This window comes from Micromonospora sp. CA-248260 (assembly GCF_050942205.1).
Taxonomy (GTDB): domain Bacteria; phylum Actinomycetota; class Actinomycetes; order Mycobacteriales; family Micromonosporaceae; genus Micromonospora; species Micromonospora antibiotica.
Genome location: NZ_CP192021.1, coordinates 5,962,324 through 5,976,135, shown reverse-complemented (window position 1 = coordinate 5,976,135; position 13,812 = coordinate 5,962,324). Strand labels below are relative to the sequence as shown.

At 71.9% G+C, this 13,812-nt stretch carries 12 protein-coding genes and 1 pseudogene; 8 read left to right on the top strand and 5 right to left on the bottom strand.

Annotated features, from left to right (window positions below):
- Positions 1 to 48: 48 nt before the first annotated feature.
- From ACQP2H_RS25765 to ACQP2H_RS25755, 3 genes are all read right to left on the bottom strand, one after another.
- The gene (locus tag ACQP2H_RS25765; protein ID WP_219464525.1) at positions 49 to 222 is read right to left on the bottom strand and encodes a hypothetical protein; all 174 of its coding nucleotides are present in this window, start codon (positions 220 to 222) and stop codon (positions 49 to 51) included.
- A 108-nt stretch (positions 223 to 330) separates the two neighbouring features.
- Positions 331 to 516 (bottom strand): DUF397 domain-containing protein, encoded by a 186-nt coding sequence (locus ACQP2H_RS25760; RefSeq protein WP_219470345.1) that lies wholly within the window; start codon positions 514 to 516, stop codon positions 331 to 333.
- Positions 513 to 1,280 carry a DUF5753 domain-containing protein gene (locus ACQP2H_RS25755; protein ID WP_219464524.1) on the bottom strand — a complete coding sequence of 256 codons (768 nt, stop codon included), beginning with the start codon at positions 1,278 to 1,280 and terminating at the stop codon, positions 513 to 515. Before ACQP2H_RS25755 ends, ACQP2H_RS25760 begins: the two co-directional genes overlap by 4 nt.
- 400 nt (positions 1,281 to 1,680) lie before the next feature.
- Here ACQP2H_RS25755 and ACQP2H_RS25750 point away from each other — a divergent pair, with 400 nt between their 5' ends.
- Together ACQP2H_RS25750 and ACQP2H_RS25745 are read left to right on the top strand one after the other, a co-directional pair.
- A complete protein-coding gene (locus tag ACQP2H_RS25750; protein WP_308290905.1) occupies positions 1,681 to 1,977 on the top strand; it encodes a hypothetical protein in 297 nt (98 codons plus the stop codon).
- The gene (locus ACQP2H_RS25745; protein WP_433229195.1) at positions 1,974 to 2,228 is read left to right on the top strand and encodes a flavin reductase; all 255 of its coding nucleotides are present in this window, start codon (positions 1,974 to 1,976) and stop codon (positions 2,226 to 2,228) included. The genes ACQP2H_RS25750 and ACQP2H_RS25745 overlap by 4 nt, the downstream gene beginning before the upstream one ends.
- 129 nt (positions 2,229 to 2,357) lie before the next feature.
- Here the strand turns inward: ACQP2H_RS25745 and ACQP2H_RS25740 are convergent, their stop codons facing one another.
- Positions 2,358 to 2,927, bottom strand: coding sequence for a TetR/AcrR family transcriptional regulator (locus tag ACQP2H_RS25740; protein ID WP_433229193.1), 570 nt, complete (start codon positions 2,925 to 2,927; stop codon positions 2,358 to 2,360).
- Between the two features lie 108 nt (positions 2,928 to 3,035).
- Here ACQP2H_RS25740 and ACQP2H_RS25735 point away from each other — a divergent pair, with 108 nt between their 5' ends.
- Complete coding sequence (locus ACQP2H_RS25735) at positions 3,036 to 4,625, top strand: MDR family MFS transporter (protein ID WP_433229191.1); 1,590 nt, start codon at positions 3,036 to 3,038, stop codon at positions 4,623 to 4,625.
- A gap of 86 nt (positions 4,626 to 4,711) precedes the next feature.
- On the opposite strand, the pseudogene ACQP2H_RS25730 reads toward ACQP2H_RS25735, so the two are convergent.
- Positions 4,712 to 6,537: pseudogene (locus ACQP2H_RS25730) on the bottom strand (tetratricopeptide repeat protein).
- Positions 6,538 to 6,727: 190 nt separating this feature from the next.
- On the opposite strand from ACQP2H_RS25730, the gene ACQP2H_RS25725 reads away from it, so the two are divergent.
- From ACQP2H_RS25725 to ACQP2H_RS25705, 5 genes are all read left to right on the top strand, one after another.
- Entirely contained in the window at positions 6,728 to 7,759 is a 1,032-nt protein-coding gene (locus ACQP2H_RS25725; protein ID WP_357535274.1) for an SIS domain-containing protein, read from the top strand.
- Positions 7,760 to 7,811: 52 nt separating this feature from the next.
- Positions 7,812 to 9,335 carry a sensor histidine kinase gene (locus ACQP2H_RS25720; RefSeq protein WP_219464521.1) on the top strand — a complete coding sequence of 508 codons (1,524 nt, stop codon included), beginning with the start codon at positions 7,812 to 7,814 and terminating at the stop codon, positions 9,333 to 9,335.
- Positions 9,336 to 9,592: 257 nt separating this feature from the next.
- Positions 9,593 to 11,245, top strand: a complete 1,653-nt coding sequence (locus ACQP2H_RS25715) for a glycosyltransferase family 2 protein (protein ID WP_219464520.1) — start codon at positions 9,593 to 9,595, stop codon at positions 11,243 to 11,245.
- Positions 11,242 to 12,240 (top strand): glycoside hydrolase family 26 protein, encoded by a 999-nt coding sequence (locus tag ACQP2H_RS25710; protein WP_219464519.1) that lies wholly within the window; start codon positions 11,242 to 11,244, stop codon positions 12,238 to 12,240. The genes ACQP2H_RS25715 and ACQP2H_RS25710 overlap by 4 nt, the downstream gene beginning before the upstream one ends.
- On the top strand, positions 12,237 to 13,775 hold the full coding sequence (locus ACQP2H_RS25705; RefSeq protein WP_433229188.1) for a glycosyltransferase family 39 protein: 1,539 nt from the start codon (positions 12,237 to 12,239) through the stop codon (positions 13,773 to 13,775). The genes ACQP2H_RS25710 and ACQP2H_RS25705 overlap by 4 nt, the downstream gene beginning before the upstream one ends.
- The last annotated feature ends 37 nt before the right edge of the window (positions 13,776 to 13,812 follow it).

Genomic DNA, 13,812 nt, shown 5'->3' with positions numbered 1-13,812 from the left:
GGTGCTACCGGCCACTCCAAGCGGGTAACAACCGGCAGTAACCTCAGGTCAGGCTGCGGCGTCGTGGATGACGTGGTCGATCGCGCGGCGTAGGTCGGCGGCTCGGACGGTGACGGTGGTGTCGTCGGTGGCCGGGGTGAGTCCCGCGTCGACCAGTTCGCAGATCAGGGCGCTCGGGGTGATCCCGCGTCGGTGGGCTTCGGCTTCCAGGCGGGTGGACACCTCGGGGGCGCCGGGTCGAGTGGACCCACGCCGGGGTCGCTGGGTCACGGTGGCCCCGGACAGCAGGTGGCCCCCGACCGCCGTCCGGCCGGGGCCCCAACGCCTTGTCTAGCGGGATGCCTTCGCGAAGGTCACGAACCCACGCCACGCGCCGGGAGCGAACATCAGCGTTGCGCCGTCGCGGTCCTTGGTGTCCCGTACGAGGACGACGCCGGGCAGGTTGTCGGCCACCTCGACACACGCCCCGCCGTTGCTGCCGCTCTTGGTGCTCTTGTGCCACTGCGCGCCGGTCATGTCCATGTCGCTGCCACTTCCCTGATGAGTTTGAGCGATAGCATCCGAGGTAGAGCCTCGCCCACTATGCGCGCCCACCTGCTCTCCAGGGTAGCAATTTCCGCCGCATCTTCCGTGATGTGAGCCCGGACCTGACCGTCCTCGTGTGCGACCCGGGCCCCGTCCGGAAGCTCGGCCATGATGAACGGCCCGCCCATCCCGAGATACATCGGAGTATCGAGTGGAACCACGTGCACCTGCACGGAGGGCAGATCGGCGCACGCGGCGATGTGCTCGCACTGCTCGCGCATGATTGCGCGGTCGCGGCCGACGCGTCTCCGGAGGGCAGTCTCGTCTACGACCGCGATGAGGTGCGGTGGCCGGCCCCGCTGCAAGATCGCCTGGCGTGCCATGCGCGCCGTCACCAACTCGTCGACCTGCTCGGGTAACAGCGCCTCCATCGACAGCGTCGCCCGCGCGTACGCCTCGGTCTGAAGTAGACCCGGCACCCACGCCAGCTCGAACCACCGCAGCTCGACCGCCTCGCGCTCGATGTCCGCCCACCGCCGGAACCATGCCGGTTCGCGGCGCTTCAACGCGTCCGGCCAGAGGTCGAGCACGTCCCGCCCGAGGATCGAAGCGACCCGCACCCGGTGCCGGGCGCGCGGGATGCGTCCGTGACTCACCCACCGCGCCGCTGTCTTCGGGTCGACGCCCACCTGGGCTGCCAGGCTTTCGGCGGTCTCGCCTGCGTCGAGCATCGCGACCTTCACCGCGTGATTCATCCCCGTTACCCCTCTGTAGCGCACTCGGGACGTCCCGACGGTCCCGTTGCCATGATCTAACGCTGTGTACCCGTCCCGCAACTGCCTGCAAGAGTCGTGTGTAGAGCGACGCCGCCGGTCGAAGAGGACACCCGCCGGTCGCGTTTGCTGGGGGGCCGTCTCTTTCGAGGGGTGAGAGGCGGCCCCTCTCCAACGCCACGACGTCAGGGGAGCACCGTGCCCGATAAGCCGAAGCCTGCCGACCCGCCACCGGCACCGGAACCGAAGCCGGCCGCCGAGCCGCCGCCCGCGCGCCCGTACCTGCCCGGTCCGATCGGCCAGGTCGTCCCGCCGTGGCGGGTCCCGGCCGCCTGGCGAACGTCACTCCCGGGCACCGCTGGCGGGAGCGGAGGCCCGCGCGGTGACCCCGCCGCTGGTTCGCTCCGGCGACGTGCTGCGCCTGTCCCGCGCCGCAAGCGTGCAGTTCGTCCGGCCGATCACGGTCCGGGTCATCCGGGTACTGACCGACTGGCACACGTACGACGGGTGGGTGTGGGTCGACGCGTACGTGCTCGACGCCGCAGGCGACGCGGTCTCCCGGCGGACCCTGTTCCTCCAGCCTTCCGGTGCCGGGCGCCTGAAGGCCCCGGTCCGCACGCCGGCAGCTCGCACGCCGGTAGCCCGCGGGCCGGTCCCGCGAAGGGTGTCGACCTCGTGACCGGTGTGATCCCGGGTCGGCACACGCCCCTGCCCTCGACCTGGCTGTGCCGGGTGGACGCGCACCCGTGGCCCTGCGGGGAGGCGAAGCTCGCCCTGCTCGCGAAGTACGCCGACGACCGGCCCCGACTGCTGACGCTGCTCGCGGGCTGGAAAGTGGAGGCGGAGGACCACCTCGCGCAGCTCGACAGCGGTCGCCCGGTCGACGTGACCGACCGCTTCCTCACCTGGGCCCGCCCGCCCACCGACTGACCTTCATCCGCCCGGGACCCGCCCGGCGTCGGCTGTCCCGTCCCCCCGGCGAGGCACCGGCCCGGGGCGGGGGCGTGCATCCGTTCGTGGCCCTGGCCTGCCCGTGCGCCCCGGGTCCCGCCCGGTCGGTCAGCTCTCCTCGATGCCGTTCAGCAACTCGTCGGCCACCTCAAGGGCGATCTTCTTGCGTTCGTCGTCGCTGATGTCCGGTGTCCGCACGGCGAACCAACTGCTGTGCACGGCGAACAGGACGAGCGTGGCCCGCAGTTGGGCCCGGGGTGAGTCGTCGCCCTGGCAGATCGCGTCGGCCAGGCGGAACATCCGCTCGCGCATCTGTTGGCCGGCGACGAGGCTCTTGAGCACGGTCTGGTTCTGTTCGAAGAAGCGCATCACCACGGACTGCCCGGGGGCGAACATCGTGTCGGCGTACTGGCTGACCAGGGCGTGCCGGGTGGCCTGGGTGGCCGGCTGGTCGCGGGCCCAGTCGATCAGCTCGTCCATCCGGTGCAACCGGTCCTCGACGTAGCTGTTGACGATCTCCTCCTTGCTCTTGAAGTGGTAGTAGAGGGCGGCCTTGGTCACCCCGAGGCGCTCGGCGATCTCGCGGAGCGAGGTCTTCTCGTACCCCTGCTCGGTGAAGAGCTCCAGCGCGACAGCCTGAATGCGCCCCCGCGTGCCACCTGTGCTCTGACTCACCATTACCACCCAACTCGCTTGACGGGGTCCGGCTGTCCAACTTACCGTGCGGCTAGTAAGGTGACTAGCCGGGCGGCAAGTAAGTGCGACATATCTCGGGGGAGCTTACCCATGACTCAGGAAACCCAGGCGACGGCGAAACCCAACATCCGGGTGGTGCTGTTCGGTCTGATGATCGCGATGATGCTCGCGATGCTCGACAACATGATCGTCAGCACGGCGCTACCGCGGATCGTCAGCGAGTTCGGTGGCGTCAACCACTTCACCTGGGTGGTCACCGCGTACGTGCTCGGCACCACCGTCTCCACCCCGATCTGGGGCAAGCTCGGCGACCTGTACGGCCGCAAGGCGATCTTCCTGACCTCGGTGGTCATCTTCCTGATCGGGTCGGCGCTCTGCGGGATGTCCGGTTCGGCGCTGCTCGGCGGCACCGGCAACGGGATGGTCGAGCTGATCGCCTTCCGGGCCGTGCAGGGGCTCGGTGCCGGTGGCCTGATGGTCGGCGTGATGGCGATCATCGGTGACCTGGTGCCGCCCCGGGAGCGGGGCCGCTACCAGGGCATGATCGCCGGCATCATGGCGATCGCCATGGTCGCCGGCCCGCTGGTCGGCGGCTTCATCACCGACAACCTCTCCTGGCGCTGGGCGTTCTACGTCAACCTGCCGCTCGGTGGGCTCGCGCTGCTGATCCTGGCCACCACGATGCACCTGCCGAAGTACCGCACCGAGCACCGGATCGACTGGCTGGGCGCGGGACTGCTGTCCGTTGGCATCACCGCGATCGTCCTGGTCACCACCTGGGGCGGGAACGAATACGACTGGGCGTCCCCGCAGATCTTCGGTCTCGCCGCGCTGGCGCTGGTGAGCCTGGTGGCCTTCGCTCTCGTCGAGCGTCGGGTCGCCGAGCCGATCCTGCCGCTCGGCCTCTTCGCCAACCGCAACTTCGCGCTGATCTCGATGATCGGCTTCCTGCTCGGCTTCGCGATGTTCGGTGCGATGAACTTCCTGCCGCTCTACCAGCAGACCGTGCAGGGTGCCTCCGCCACCAACAGCGGTCTGCTGCTGCTCCCGTTGATGTTCGGCATGCTGGTGGTGTCGCTGGTGGTCGGCCGGGCCATCACCCGGACCGGGCGCTACCGGGTGTTCCCGATCGTCGGTGGTGTGGTGATGGCCGTCGGCATGGCATTGCTGTCCCTGCTGGAGGTCGACACCGGCAAGGTCGAGTCGTCGCTCTACATGCTGGTCCTCGGTGCCGGCATGGGCTTCCTGATGCAGACCTCCATGCTCATCGCGCAGAACAGCGTGGAGCAGAAGGACCTCGGTGCGGCCAGCGGCGCGGCCACCTTCTTCCGCTCCATCGGCGGTTCGTTCGGCATCTCGCTGTTCGGCGCGATCTTCGCCAACCGGCTCGCCGACTCGCCGGCCGGCAGCGCGTTCGAAGGTGGCACCGGCGAGGGCCGGGGGATGGACCTGACCAAGCTCAAGGAGTTGCCGGCGCAGGCACGTGAGGTGGTGCTCGGCGGCCTCTCCGACGCCATCTCGCACGTCTTCTTCTGGGCCATGATCATCGCGATCGCGGTGCCGGTGCTCGCCTGGTTCATCCGGGAGATCCCGCTGCGCACGGCGAACGCCGTCCCGCCGCCGGAGGCCACCGGCGAGGAGCAGGCCGAGGTCGCCCTCGGCAAGGCCCCGGTCTCCTGACCCGATCCCGTCCCGTTCGTCGCGGCCGGTCCGTCCCCTCCCGGGGTACGGGCCGGCCGCGTGGCGTCAGGGGTGGCGGCGCAGCGTCAGGGGTGGCGGCGGACCAGGGCGGTGAGGCGATGCCAGGCGCGGGCCAGGCGGCCGGTCCGGCGGGGGCGGGCCGGGGTGGCGAGCAGCCGGTGGGCCAGCGCGGTGGTGTCCGGGTCCACGGTCGGGGTGGCCAGCGCCAGGTGGGCCAGGGAGATGGCGATCGGCACCGGCCGGCCCTGGGCGACGGTCGCCACGTCGGCGAGGCGCTCGGCCACCAGCCCGGCCACGTCGGGGCGCACCGCCGGGTCCACCCAGGCGGCGGTGACCAGGGCGAACAGTGCCGCCTCGGTGATCCAGTCCTCGACGCCCCAGATCAGTTCCACCAGCACCCGACGGCGGGTCGAGGTGGCCCAGGGTTCGTCGGTGCGGTGGTGCAGCAGACCCAGGCAGGCCCAGACCTGGATGCAGCGCACCCACAGTGACGGGTCCTGGCCGGTGAGCACCCGACCCAGCGCGGTCGGCGGTGCCTCGGGCGGGTGCACCAGCAGGCCCAGCAGGTCGGCCAACTCCAGGGTGGCCAGCCCGACCGCCGCGTCGTAGGCGGCCGGTGGATGCGGCCAGGCCGGGTGGGCGAGTTGGCGTACCCGGTCGGCGGCGACGGTGGACGGGGCCGGCAGGGTGGGCGCGGCGGTGGTGCCGTCGTAGCGCCAGAGCCGGCACTCGGTGGCCCGGCGTGGCTCGCGTGGGTCCGGCTCGGCGACGCCGGTGACCTCGACGTGCAGGCCGGGCACGGCGGCGGTGACGGTACGCATCGCGCTCGGCGGTTCGACCGAGTCGAGGCGGACCGCCGCGTCGGGGAAGCCGTCGGCGGCGAGCGCCCGGCGCAACGCGTCGACCATCGCGCCCGTCGCCGGGGTGACCTGCCCCAGCCAGGGGCGTCCCCGGCAGGACTCGGCGAGGTCGGTGTGCTCGTGGGTGTCGTCGGGGTGGTCGCGGGTGAAGTCGGCGAGGGCGACCAGGTGCCCGACGTCGCCGTCGCGCAGGAACCGCAGCCGGTGCGCGGTGTGCACCGCGCAGTCGAAGCTCGGGTCGCGGGCCAGCGCCCGGTCGATCCAGCCGAGGGCCTGGTCGAGCTGGCCGTGGTCGGCCAGGGTGCCGGCGATGTCGGCATAGACGGCGAGGTCGTCGGGGTCGTGCGCGACGGCCCGTTCCAGGGCGGCCAGGGCCTCCCGGGTGCGGCCGGCGCTGCGGTAGGCGTACCCGAGCCAGACCTCGCCGAGCTTGGACGGCGCCTCGCGTACCCCGCGGCTGGCCCAGGTGACCGCGAGGGTGACCTCGCCGAGCCGCCGGGCCAGCGCGGACGCCGCCCCGAGCAGCAGGGCGTGCCGGGGTGCGCGGCGACCGCGTGCCGGGCCAGGGCGAGGTACGGCTGCAGGGGTGCCCGGCCGGTCCGGGGCACCGGGTCGGGCACGGCGGCGCAGACCTGCATGAGGATCCGGGCGCAGCGGTCCGGGTCGAGCCGTTGCGCCAGCTCGGGGTCGGTCACCCAGGGCACCCCGGCCCAGTCGACGCCGGGGGCGTGACCGGTGGCGGCGACCAGCAGGTCCAGCCCTTCGGCGGGCCGGCCGGCGGCGGCGAGCAGGTGGGCGCGGGCGACCACGGCCCCGACGTGTGCGCGGTGGCCGAGCGGGAAGAGGTCGAGGTCACCGCCGGCCGCGGTGGCGATCCGGGTGAGCGTCTCGTGGGTGTCGGGCAGGGTCGGTGCCAGCACCAGCGCGGCGGCGAGGTGGTCGGCGGCGTGGGCCAGGTCGCCCTCGTCGAGCGCGATCCGGGCGAGGGCGAGTTCCTCCGCCGCGGTCAGCGCGGGTGGCTCCTCCGACACGTCGGCCTCTCGCTCGCAGGGGGGTTGCCAGGGCTGGGCAAGCGTAGGGGATGCCGGCAACAAGTGTGGATCTCCTGCGCGTTAGTGCTCGCAGCAATGGTGAGAATGGCTCGTTCGTGCAAGACTGAACATGAAACGCGCGGCAAATGCGCAAGGAGGGGGAGTCTCCGTGACACATCCAGGGGCCGGGATGGCCGCCGACATCGCCGAGCAGCCGGCCGGTTACGCGCGGCTGCTCTCCGCCGAGCACGCCGGGGCGATCGCCCGGGTCGCGGCGGCCGTCGCGCGACGCCGCCCCCGGCACGTCGTCTTCACCGCCCGGGGCACCTCCGACCACGCCGCCCTCTACGGGGCGTACCTCACCGAGATCCGGCTCGGACTGCCCGCCGGGCTCGCCTCGCCCAGCGCGGTCACCGTCTACGGGGCCCGCCCCGACCTCTCCGACGCGCTGGTCGTCGGGGTCAGCCAGAGCGGCGGCTCACCCGACCTGACCGAGGTGCTGCGCACCGCCCGCGAGGCCGGCGCGCTCACCCTGGCGGTCACCAACGACCCCGACTCGCCGTTGGCGCAGACCGCCGAGCTGGGCGTCGACATCGCCGCCGGGCACGAGCGGGCGGTCGCCGCGACGAAGACCTACACCGCCGAACTGCTCGCCCTGCTGCTGCTGGTGGAGGGCATCCGGGCCGGGGACGGGGTGCTGCCGGCCGACCAGCGGGCCGCCCTGGAACGCCTCCCCGAGCTGGCCGAGCACACCCTCGCCGACCCCACCCCGGCCCAGCTCGCCCCGCGCTACCGGTTCGCCGGCCAGCTCGTCACCACCGGCCGGGGGTACGCGTACCCGACCGCCCGGGAGGCGGCGCTCAAGCTGATGGAGACCTCCTACCTGCCGGCGCTGGCCTTCTCCGGCGCGGACCTGCTGCACGGCCCGCTCGCGATGACCGACCCGGACGTGCCGGTGCTGGCCGTGGTCGGCTCCGGCCCCGGCGGCCGGTCCATGGGTGAGGTGCTGCCCCGCCTCGGCGAACGCCGCGCCGACGTGGTGGTGGTCGGCTCGGCCGAGGTCGAGGGGGTCACCCGGATGGCCGTGCCCGAGGTCGACGAGCGGTACGCCCCGCTGCTGGACATCCTGCCGTTGCAGCGCCTCGCGCTCGCCCTGGCGTTGGCCCGGGGTGAGGACCCGGACGCCCCACGCGGGCTGAAGAAGGTCACCGCGACGATGTGAGCCGGGCCGGCCAGCGGGACGGGGTCGGGGTGGGCGTGGCACGCTGTGTCTCGTGTCCACGCTGCGCGACCTCGCCGAGGAGCACACCCAGCTCCGCCCGGCCGACATCGACCACCTGCACCGCATCGCCGGGGACTGGCAGTTGCTGTCCGACCTGTCCTTCGCCGACCTGTTGCTGTGGGTGCCGGTGGACGACGACGGCACGTTCCTCTGCGTCGCCCAGGTCCGCCCGACGACCGCCCCGACCGCCTACCTGGACGACCAGGTGGGGCGGATCGTGGGCGGGCCGGAGGTGGCCCACCTGGAGGTGGCGTACCGGCAGGGCCGGATCTGGCGGGAGGGCGACCCGGTCTGGTACGGCGACGTGCCCGCCCGGCACGAGGCGATCCCGGTCCGGCTGCGCACCGCCGACGGGGAGGCCGGCGAGGTGATCGCGGTGGTCGGCCGGGACACCAACCTGTCCACCGCCCGTACCCCCAGCCAGTTGGAGCTGAACTACCTCACCACCGCCGACGACCTGGCCCAGATGATCGCCGACGGCACCTTCCCGCCGCCCCGGCACCCGGGCGAGACCACCTCCGCGCCCCGGGTCGGCGACGGGCTGGTCCGCCTCGACGCGGGCGGCAAGGTCACCTACGCCAGCCCGAACGCGCAGTCGGCGTACCGCCGGTTGGGTTACGCCTCCCACCTGGTGGGCGAGGACCTGGCCAAGCTGCACCGCCGGCTGGCCAGCGACCCACTGGACGGCACCGAGGCGGCCAACGGCATCCTCGCCGCGCTGCGCGGCGAGGGCCCGCCCCGGCGGGAGATCGACGCCCGGGGGGCGACGATGCTCACCCGGGCCCTGCCGCTGATGCCCGCCGGGGTGCCGATCGGCGCGCTGGTCCTGGTCCGCGACATCACCGAGGTACGCCGCCGCGACCGGGCCCTGATCACCAAGGACGCCACCATCCGGGAGATCCACCACCGGGTGAAGAACAACCTGCAGACCGTCGCCGCGCTGCTGCGCCTGCAGGCCCGGCGGGTGTCGATGCCGGAGGCCCGGGTCGCCCTGGAGGAGTCGGTACGCCGGGTCGCCTCCATCGCCCTGGTGCACGAGACGCTCTCCATGTCCAGCGACGAGGCGGTCGAGTTCGACGGGATCGTCGACCGGGTGGCGAGCGCGGCGACCGAGGTGGCCGCGACCGAGGTGAGCGTCGGGATGCGCCGGACCGGCAGCTTCGGGGTGCTGCCCGCCGAGATCGCCACCTCGCTGGTGATGGTGCTCAACGAGTTGCTGCTCAACGCCGTCGAGCACGGCTTCCCGCCGGCCGAGGAGGGGGTCGACGTCCCGGAGTCGGAGGCCCGCCCGGAGGTGGTCGTCACGGCGCACCGGCAGCGTAAGCAGCTGCACGTCTCGGTGGCGGACAACGGGCGCGGCCTGCCGGCCGAGTTCGACGCCGCCAAGGGTGGGCGGCTCGGTCTGCAGATCGTCCGGGCGCTGGTGACCGGGGAGCTGCGGGGCAGCATCGAGCTGCGTCCCGGCCCGACCGGCGGCACCGAGGCGGTGCTGGTGCTCCCGCTGGCCAAGGCCTGAACCGGCCGCCCGACGGCCCGGTTGCCCGGTGGTGACGCCGGGATGAATGTGAGTAGAGCGACGTACGATCTGCGGTCCGGTGAGGCTTTCGGTCGATTGGCGGGCATTGACACCTTGCAGCCGACTGAATAGTTTTCTAGCTTCACCACCAAGCAGACACGGCCAGCTCACCGTGCCCGGCTTCCTGGACGCGTCCGGCGACATCCGCTCGCCCTGTCGGGGAGCGCGTGCGCCCGGTGGGCGGGGGAGACGAAGCGATGACCTCACCGCCTGCGGTCGATCCGGCTGCGGTGCTGTCGCCGACCGCCGAGTTCCGGGTGCCGCGTCAGACGTCGAAGTGGACCCCCCGCAAGCCCTCCGACGAGGCGCACCGGCCCGCGTACGCCCCGGTGCCGTTGCCGCCGACGGACGCCGAGCTGTTCTCCTACCGCAAGCGGCGACTGGCCGCCCTGATGGTGCCGTCGCTGGTCAGCTTCGGCTGCCTGATCACCAGCCAACTGCTCTTCGTCCGGCTCACCCCGTGGCTGTGGCTGCTCGCCCCGCTGCTGTTCTTCACCGTCGTCTACTACCTCATCTCGCTGGCGGTGAACCTCTTCACCCCGGGCTTCGACCTGGCCCGCCACCAGGAACTGGTGCGCACCTGGCGGCCGGCCCGCTACCCGAGCGTCGACGTGTTCCTGCCGGTCTGCGGCGAGCCTGCGCACGTGCTGCGCAACACCTGGGAGCACGTGCGGGCGATGGGCCGCCACTACCGGGGCGAGGTCACCGTCTACGTGCTCGACGACTCGCCCAACGAGGCGATGGAACGGATGGCGCTCGCCTTCGGCTTCGTCTACCAGCGGCGACCCAACCGGGGCTGGTTCAAGAAGGCCGGCAACATGCGGTACGCCTTCGAACGCACCATGAGCGACTTCATCCTGGTGCTGGACGCCGACTTCGTCCCGCGTAAGGACATGCTCGACCAGATGCTGCCCTGGTTCGACGCCGAGCCGAACGCGGGCATCGTGCAGTCGCCGCAGTTCTTCCGGGTGCACCTGGGGCAGACCTGGGTGGAGCGGGGAGCCGGGGCGGTGCAGGAGCTGTTCTACCGGTCGGTGCAGGTGTCCCGACAGGCCCACGACTCGGCGATCTGCGTGGGCAGCTGTGCCGTCTACCGCCGCGACGCGCTGTTCTCCATCGGCGGGTCCACCCTGATCGAGCATTCCGAGGACGTGCACACCGGCTTCGACCTGCGGATGAAGGGGTGGAACCTGCGGTACATCCCGGTCGTGCTGGCCGCCGGGCTCTGCCCGTCGGACGTGGACTCGTTCTTCACCCAGCAGTACCGCTGGTGCGCCGGCTCGATGAGCCTGCTCGGGTCGAGGAAGTTCTGGTCGACGAAGTTGCGGCTGCGGGCCCGGCTCAGCTACATCTCCGGCTTCTGCTACTACCTGCACACGGGGCTGTTCACCTTCGTCGCGCCGGTCATCCCGGTGTTGATGCTCACCGCGTTCGCGCACCAGATCGCGCTCGCCAACTACCTGCTGATCCTGCCCAGCGTGGTCTACAACATGATCATCTTTCCGTTCTGGCACCGCAGCCGCTACGGCCTGGAGAGCTGGACGGTCAAGATGCTCTACGGCTGGGCGCACGCCTTCGCCATCATCGACATCGTCCGGGGCCGGCGGATGGGCTGGCAGCCCACCGGCGGCACCGCCAAGAAGAGCAAGACCCGACGGCTGTGGACCGCCATGAAGGTCTGGACCGCCGGCACCGGCCTGGTCTGGGCCGGTGTCGCCGGCTGGCGGATGCTCGTCGAACCCGAACCGTGGATCTTCGTACCGGCCCTGCTCAGCGCGGTCTTCTACCTGGCCGTCGTCGGGCAGGCGCTGCTGGTCGACCCGGAACGCGACGTCGAGGTCGTCCGGTGAGGACGAAATACCTCGTCACCTTCCTGCTGGTGGTCGCGCTGGCGTTCACCGAGTTCGCCGTGCTGCGCCGGGTCGACATCAAGGTCGCCGGGTCCGCCGGCGGGCCGGGCGGGGCCGCCGCTGCCGAGGAACAGATTCCGGCGTACGACGTCACCGCGCTGAAGTCACCCAAGGGCAAGTACCTCGGCGTCACCGTGACCGGCGGTGCCGAGATGGGCCGGGTCCGCGCCTTCGCCGAGGAAACCGGCAAGACCCCCAACCTGGTGGCGATCTTCGAGAGCTTCGACGACAGGTTCGCCGCCAGCGAGGTCCGCGAGCTGCACAACTACGGCGCGCTGGCGGTGATCCGCTGGGAGCCGTACGACGTGCCGCTGCGGGACATCGCCGCCGGCAAGCACGACGCGTACGTCAAGGAGTTCGCCGCCGCCGTGCGCACCCTGAACCTGCCGATCGCCCTCACCTTCGCCCACGAGATGAACGGGCACTGGTACTCCTGGGGGACGAAGCAGACCAAGGCCAGCGAGTACGTCGCCGCCTGGCGGCACCTGCACGACATCTTCACCCAGCAGGGCGCCACCAACGTGATCTGGACGTGGACCCCGAACGTCGTCAACTACCTGCGCAAGGTCAGCATCAGGGCGCTCTACCCCGGGGACGCCTACGTCGACTGGGTCGGCATGGACGGGTACTACACCAACCGTGGCCTCAAGACGTTCCAGGACCTCTTCGTCCCCACCATCACCCAGATCCGCACCTTCACCAGGCGTCCGCTGCTGATCGTGGAGACCGGGGCCGAACCGAGCAGCCGACGACCGGCCCAGATCACCGACCTGCTCACCAACGTGACCAAGCGCAAGGACCTCCTCGGGGTGGCGTACTTCAACATCAACGGCTCCGGGAAGTGGAACATCGACCGGGACGACGCCGCGCTGCGCGCGTTCCGCCGGTCCGCCGCCAAGGACACCTTCGGCTTCGACATCCGGACCGTGAAGTGACCGCGCCGGCTATCCAGTGGACCGGGCAGGCCGACCCGGCGGAGGTCACCGGTCACGCCGTACCCCGGCGGGCGGCGGGCCGGGGCGGCGGCTGGTGGGCGCTGCTGCCGACCGTCGTCGCGCTCGGCCTCGGCTGGTGGCGGCTGGACGCCCGGGACCTGTGGAACGACGAACTGGTCACCTGGCACGTCACGTCACTGTCGGTCGAGCAGTTCCGGATGCTGGTCGGCAACATCGACCTGGTGCACGCCGGCTACTACGTGATCATGTCGGTGCTGACCACGCTGACCGGGGACTCGACGACCGCCCTGCGGCTGCCGTCGGTGCTCGCGATCGGGCTCACCGCCGGGCTGGTCACCCTGATCGGGCGGCGACTCTTCGACACCCCGGTCGGGGTGCTGGCCGGCCTGGTCTTCGCCCTGCTGCCCACCGTCTCCCGGTACGCCCAGGAAGCCCGCTCGTACGCCCTGGTCACCCTGGCGGCGGTGGCGGCCACCTGGCTCTTCCTGCGCGCGGTGGACCGGCCGACCCGGGGCCGCTGGTGGGCGTACGGCGTGCTGCTGGTGCTGGTCGGCTGGCTGCACTTCGTCGCGCTGCTGGTGGTGGTCGCGCACCTGTTCCACCTGTGGCGGTCGGTGCGCGGCGAGGAGCCCCGGTGGCGGTGGGCGGCGTCCACCGGCATCGCCGGGCTGTTCGTCCTCCCGGTGCTGATCCTCGGCAGCCGGCAGTCCGGGCAGATCTCCTGGGTGGAGAACGACGGCGACGCCGTGCTGCGCTTCCTGGCGAACCTGACCGGCACGACGGCCGCGTTGGCGCTGGTCGCGGCGTTCGCCGCCCTCGCGGTGGCGGTGGCCGGCCGGCAGTGGCGGAACACCGTGCTGATGCTGCTGATCTGGGCCGTGCTGCCCCCGGTCGCCGGTTACCTGACGTTCAGCGTGGTGCACCTGTTCCTGGCCCGGTACTTCCTGTTCACCGTGCCGGCGTGGGCGCTGCTCGCCGCGTTCGCGGTCTGCCGCACCGCCCGGCTGGCGACCCGGGGGCGGGTGCCGGCGGCCTGGCTGGCCGGCGCGTTGGTGCTGCTGCCGGTGCTGGCCTGGCAGACCCTGCCGGCGCAGGAGCGGGTCCGCTCCAACGAGGCCGACGGGCAGCCCCGCTACCTTGACGCGGTCCGCTACCTGGGCAAGCAGGTCAAGCCGGGCGACGGGGTCGCCTACAACGACGGGTTCGGTGGCTCCAGCGACGTGGCCCGCAAGGCCACCGACTACGGGCTGCGCGACCAACTGCACCCCCGGGACGTCTTCGTGGCCGTACCGGCCCGGCAGACCGGCTGGCTGACCGCCCGCGAGTGCCGGGAGCCGTTGCCCTGCCTCGGCGACACCAGGCGGATCTGGCTGGTGGAGACGGGCCACCTCAACGACCCGCTGGCCGGACTGCCACCGGCCCGTGAGGCCCTGCTACGGCAGCGTTTCCTCATCCGGCACGTCGAGCGGTTCGACCGGGTCCGGGTGGTCCTGCTGGAACGCAAACCGGCCTGACGGGGGAGCTGCGCCGGGCACCCGCCCGGCGTCCGCC

Coding starts and splice junctions, on each gene's coding strand:
- ACQP2H_RS25760 (WP_219470345.1), bottom strand. CDS start 516: ATGACCGGCGCGCAGTGGCACAAGAGCACCAAGAGCGGCAGCAACGGC.
- ACQP2H_RS25755 (WP_219464524.1), bottom strand. CDS start 1,280: ATGAATCACGCGGTGAAGGTCGCGATGCTCGACGCAGGCGAGACCGCC.
- ACQP2H_RS25740 (WP_433229193.1), bottom strand. CDS start 2,927: ATGGTGAGTCAGAGCACAGGTGGCACGCGGGGGCGCATTCAGGCTGTC.
- ACQP2H_RS25735 (WP_433229191.1), top strand. CDS start 3,036: ATGACTCAGGAAACCCAGGCGACGGCGAAACCCAACATCCGGGTGGTG.
- ACQP2H_RS25725 (WP_357535274.1), top strand. CDS start 6,728: ATGGCCGCCGACATCGCCGAGCAGCCGGCCGGTTACGCGCGGCTGCTC.
- ACQP2H_RS25715 (WP_219464520.1), top strand. CDS start 9,593: ATGACCTCACCGCCTGCGGTCGATCCGGCTGCGGTGCTGTCGCCGACC.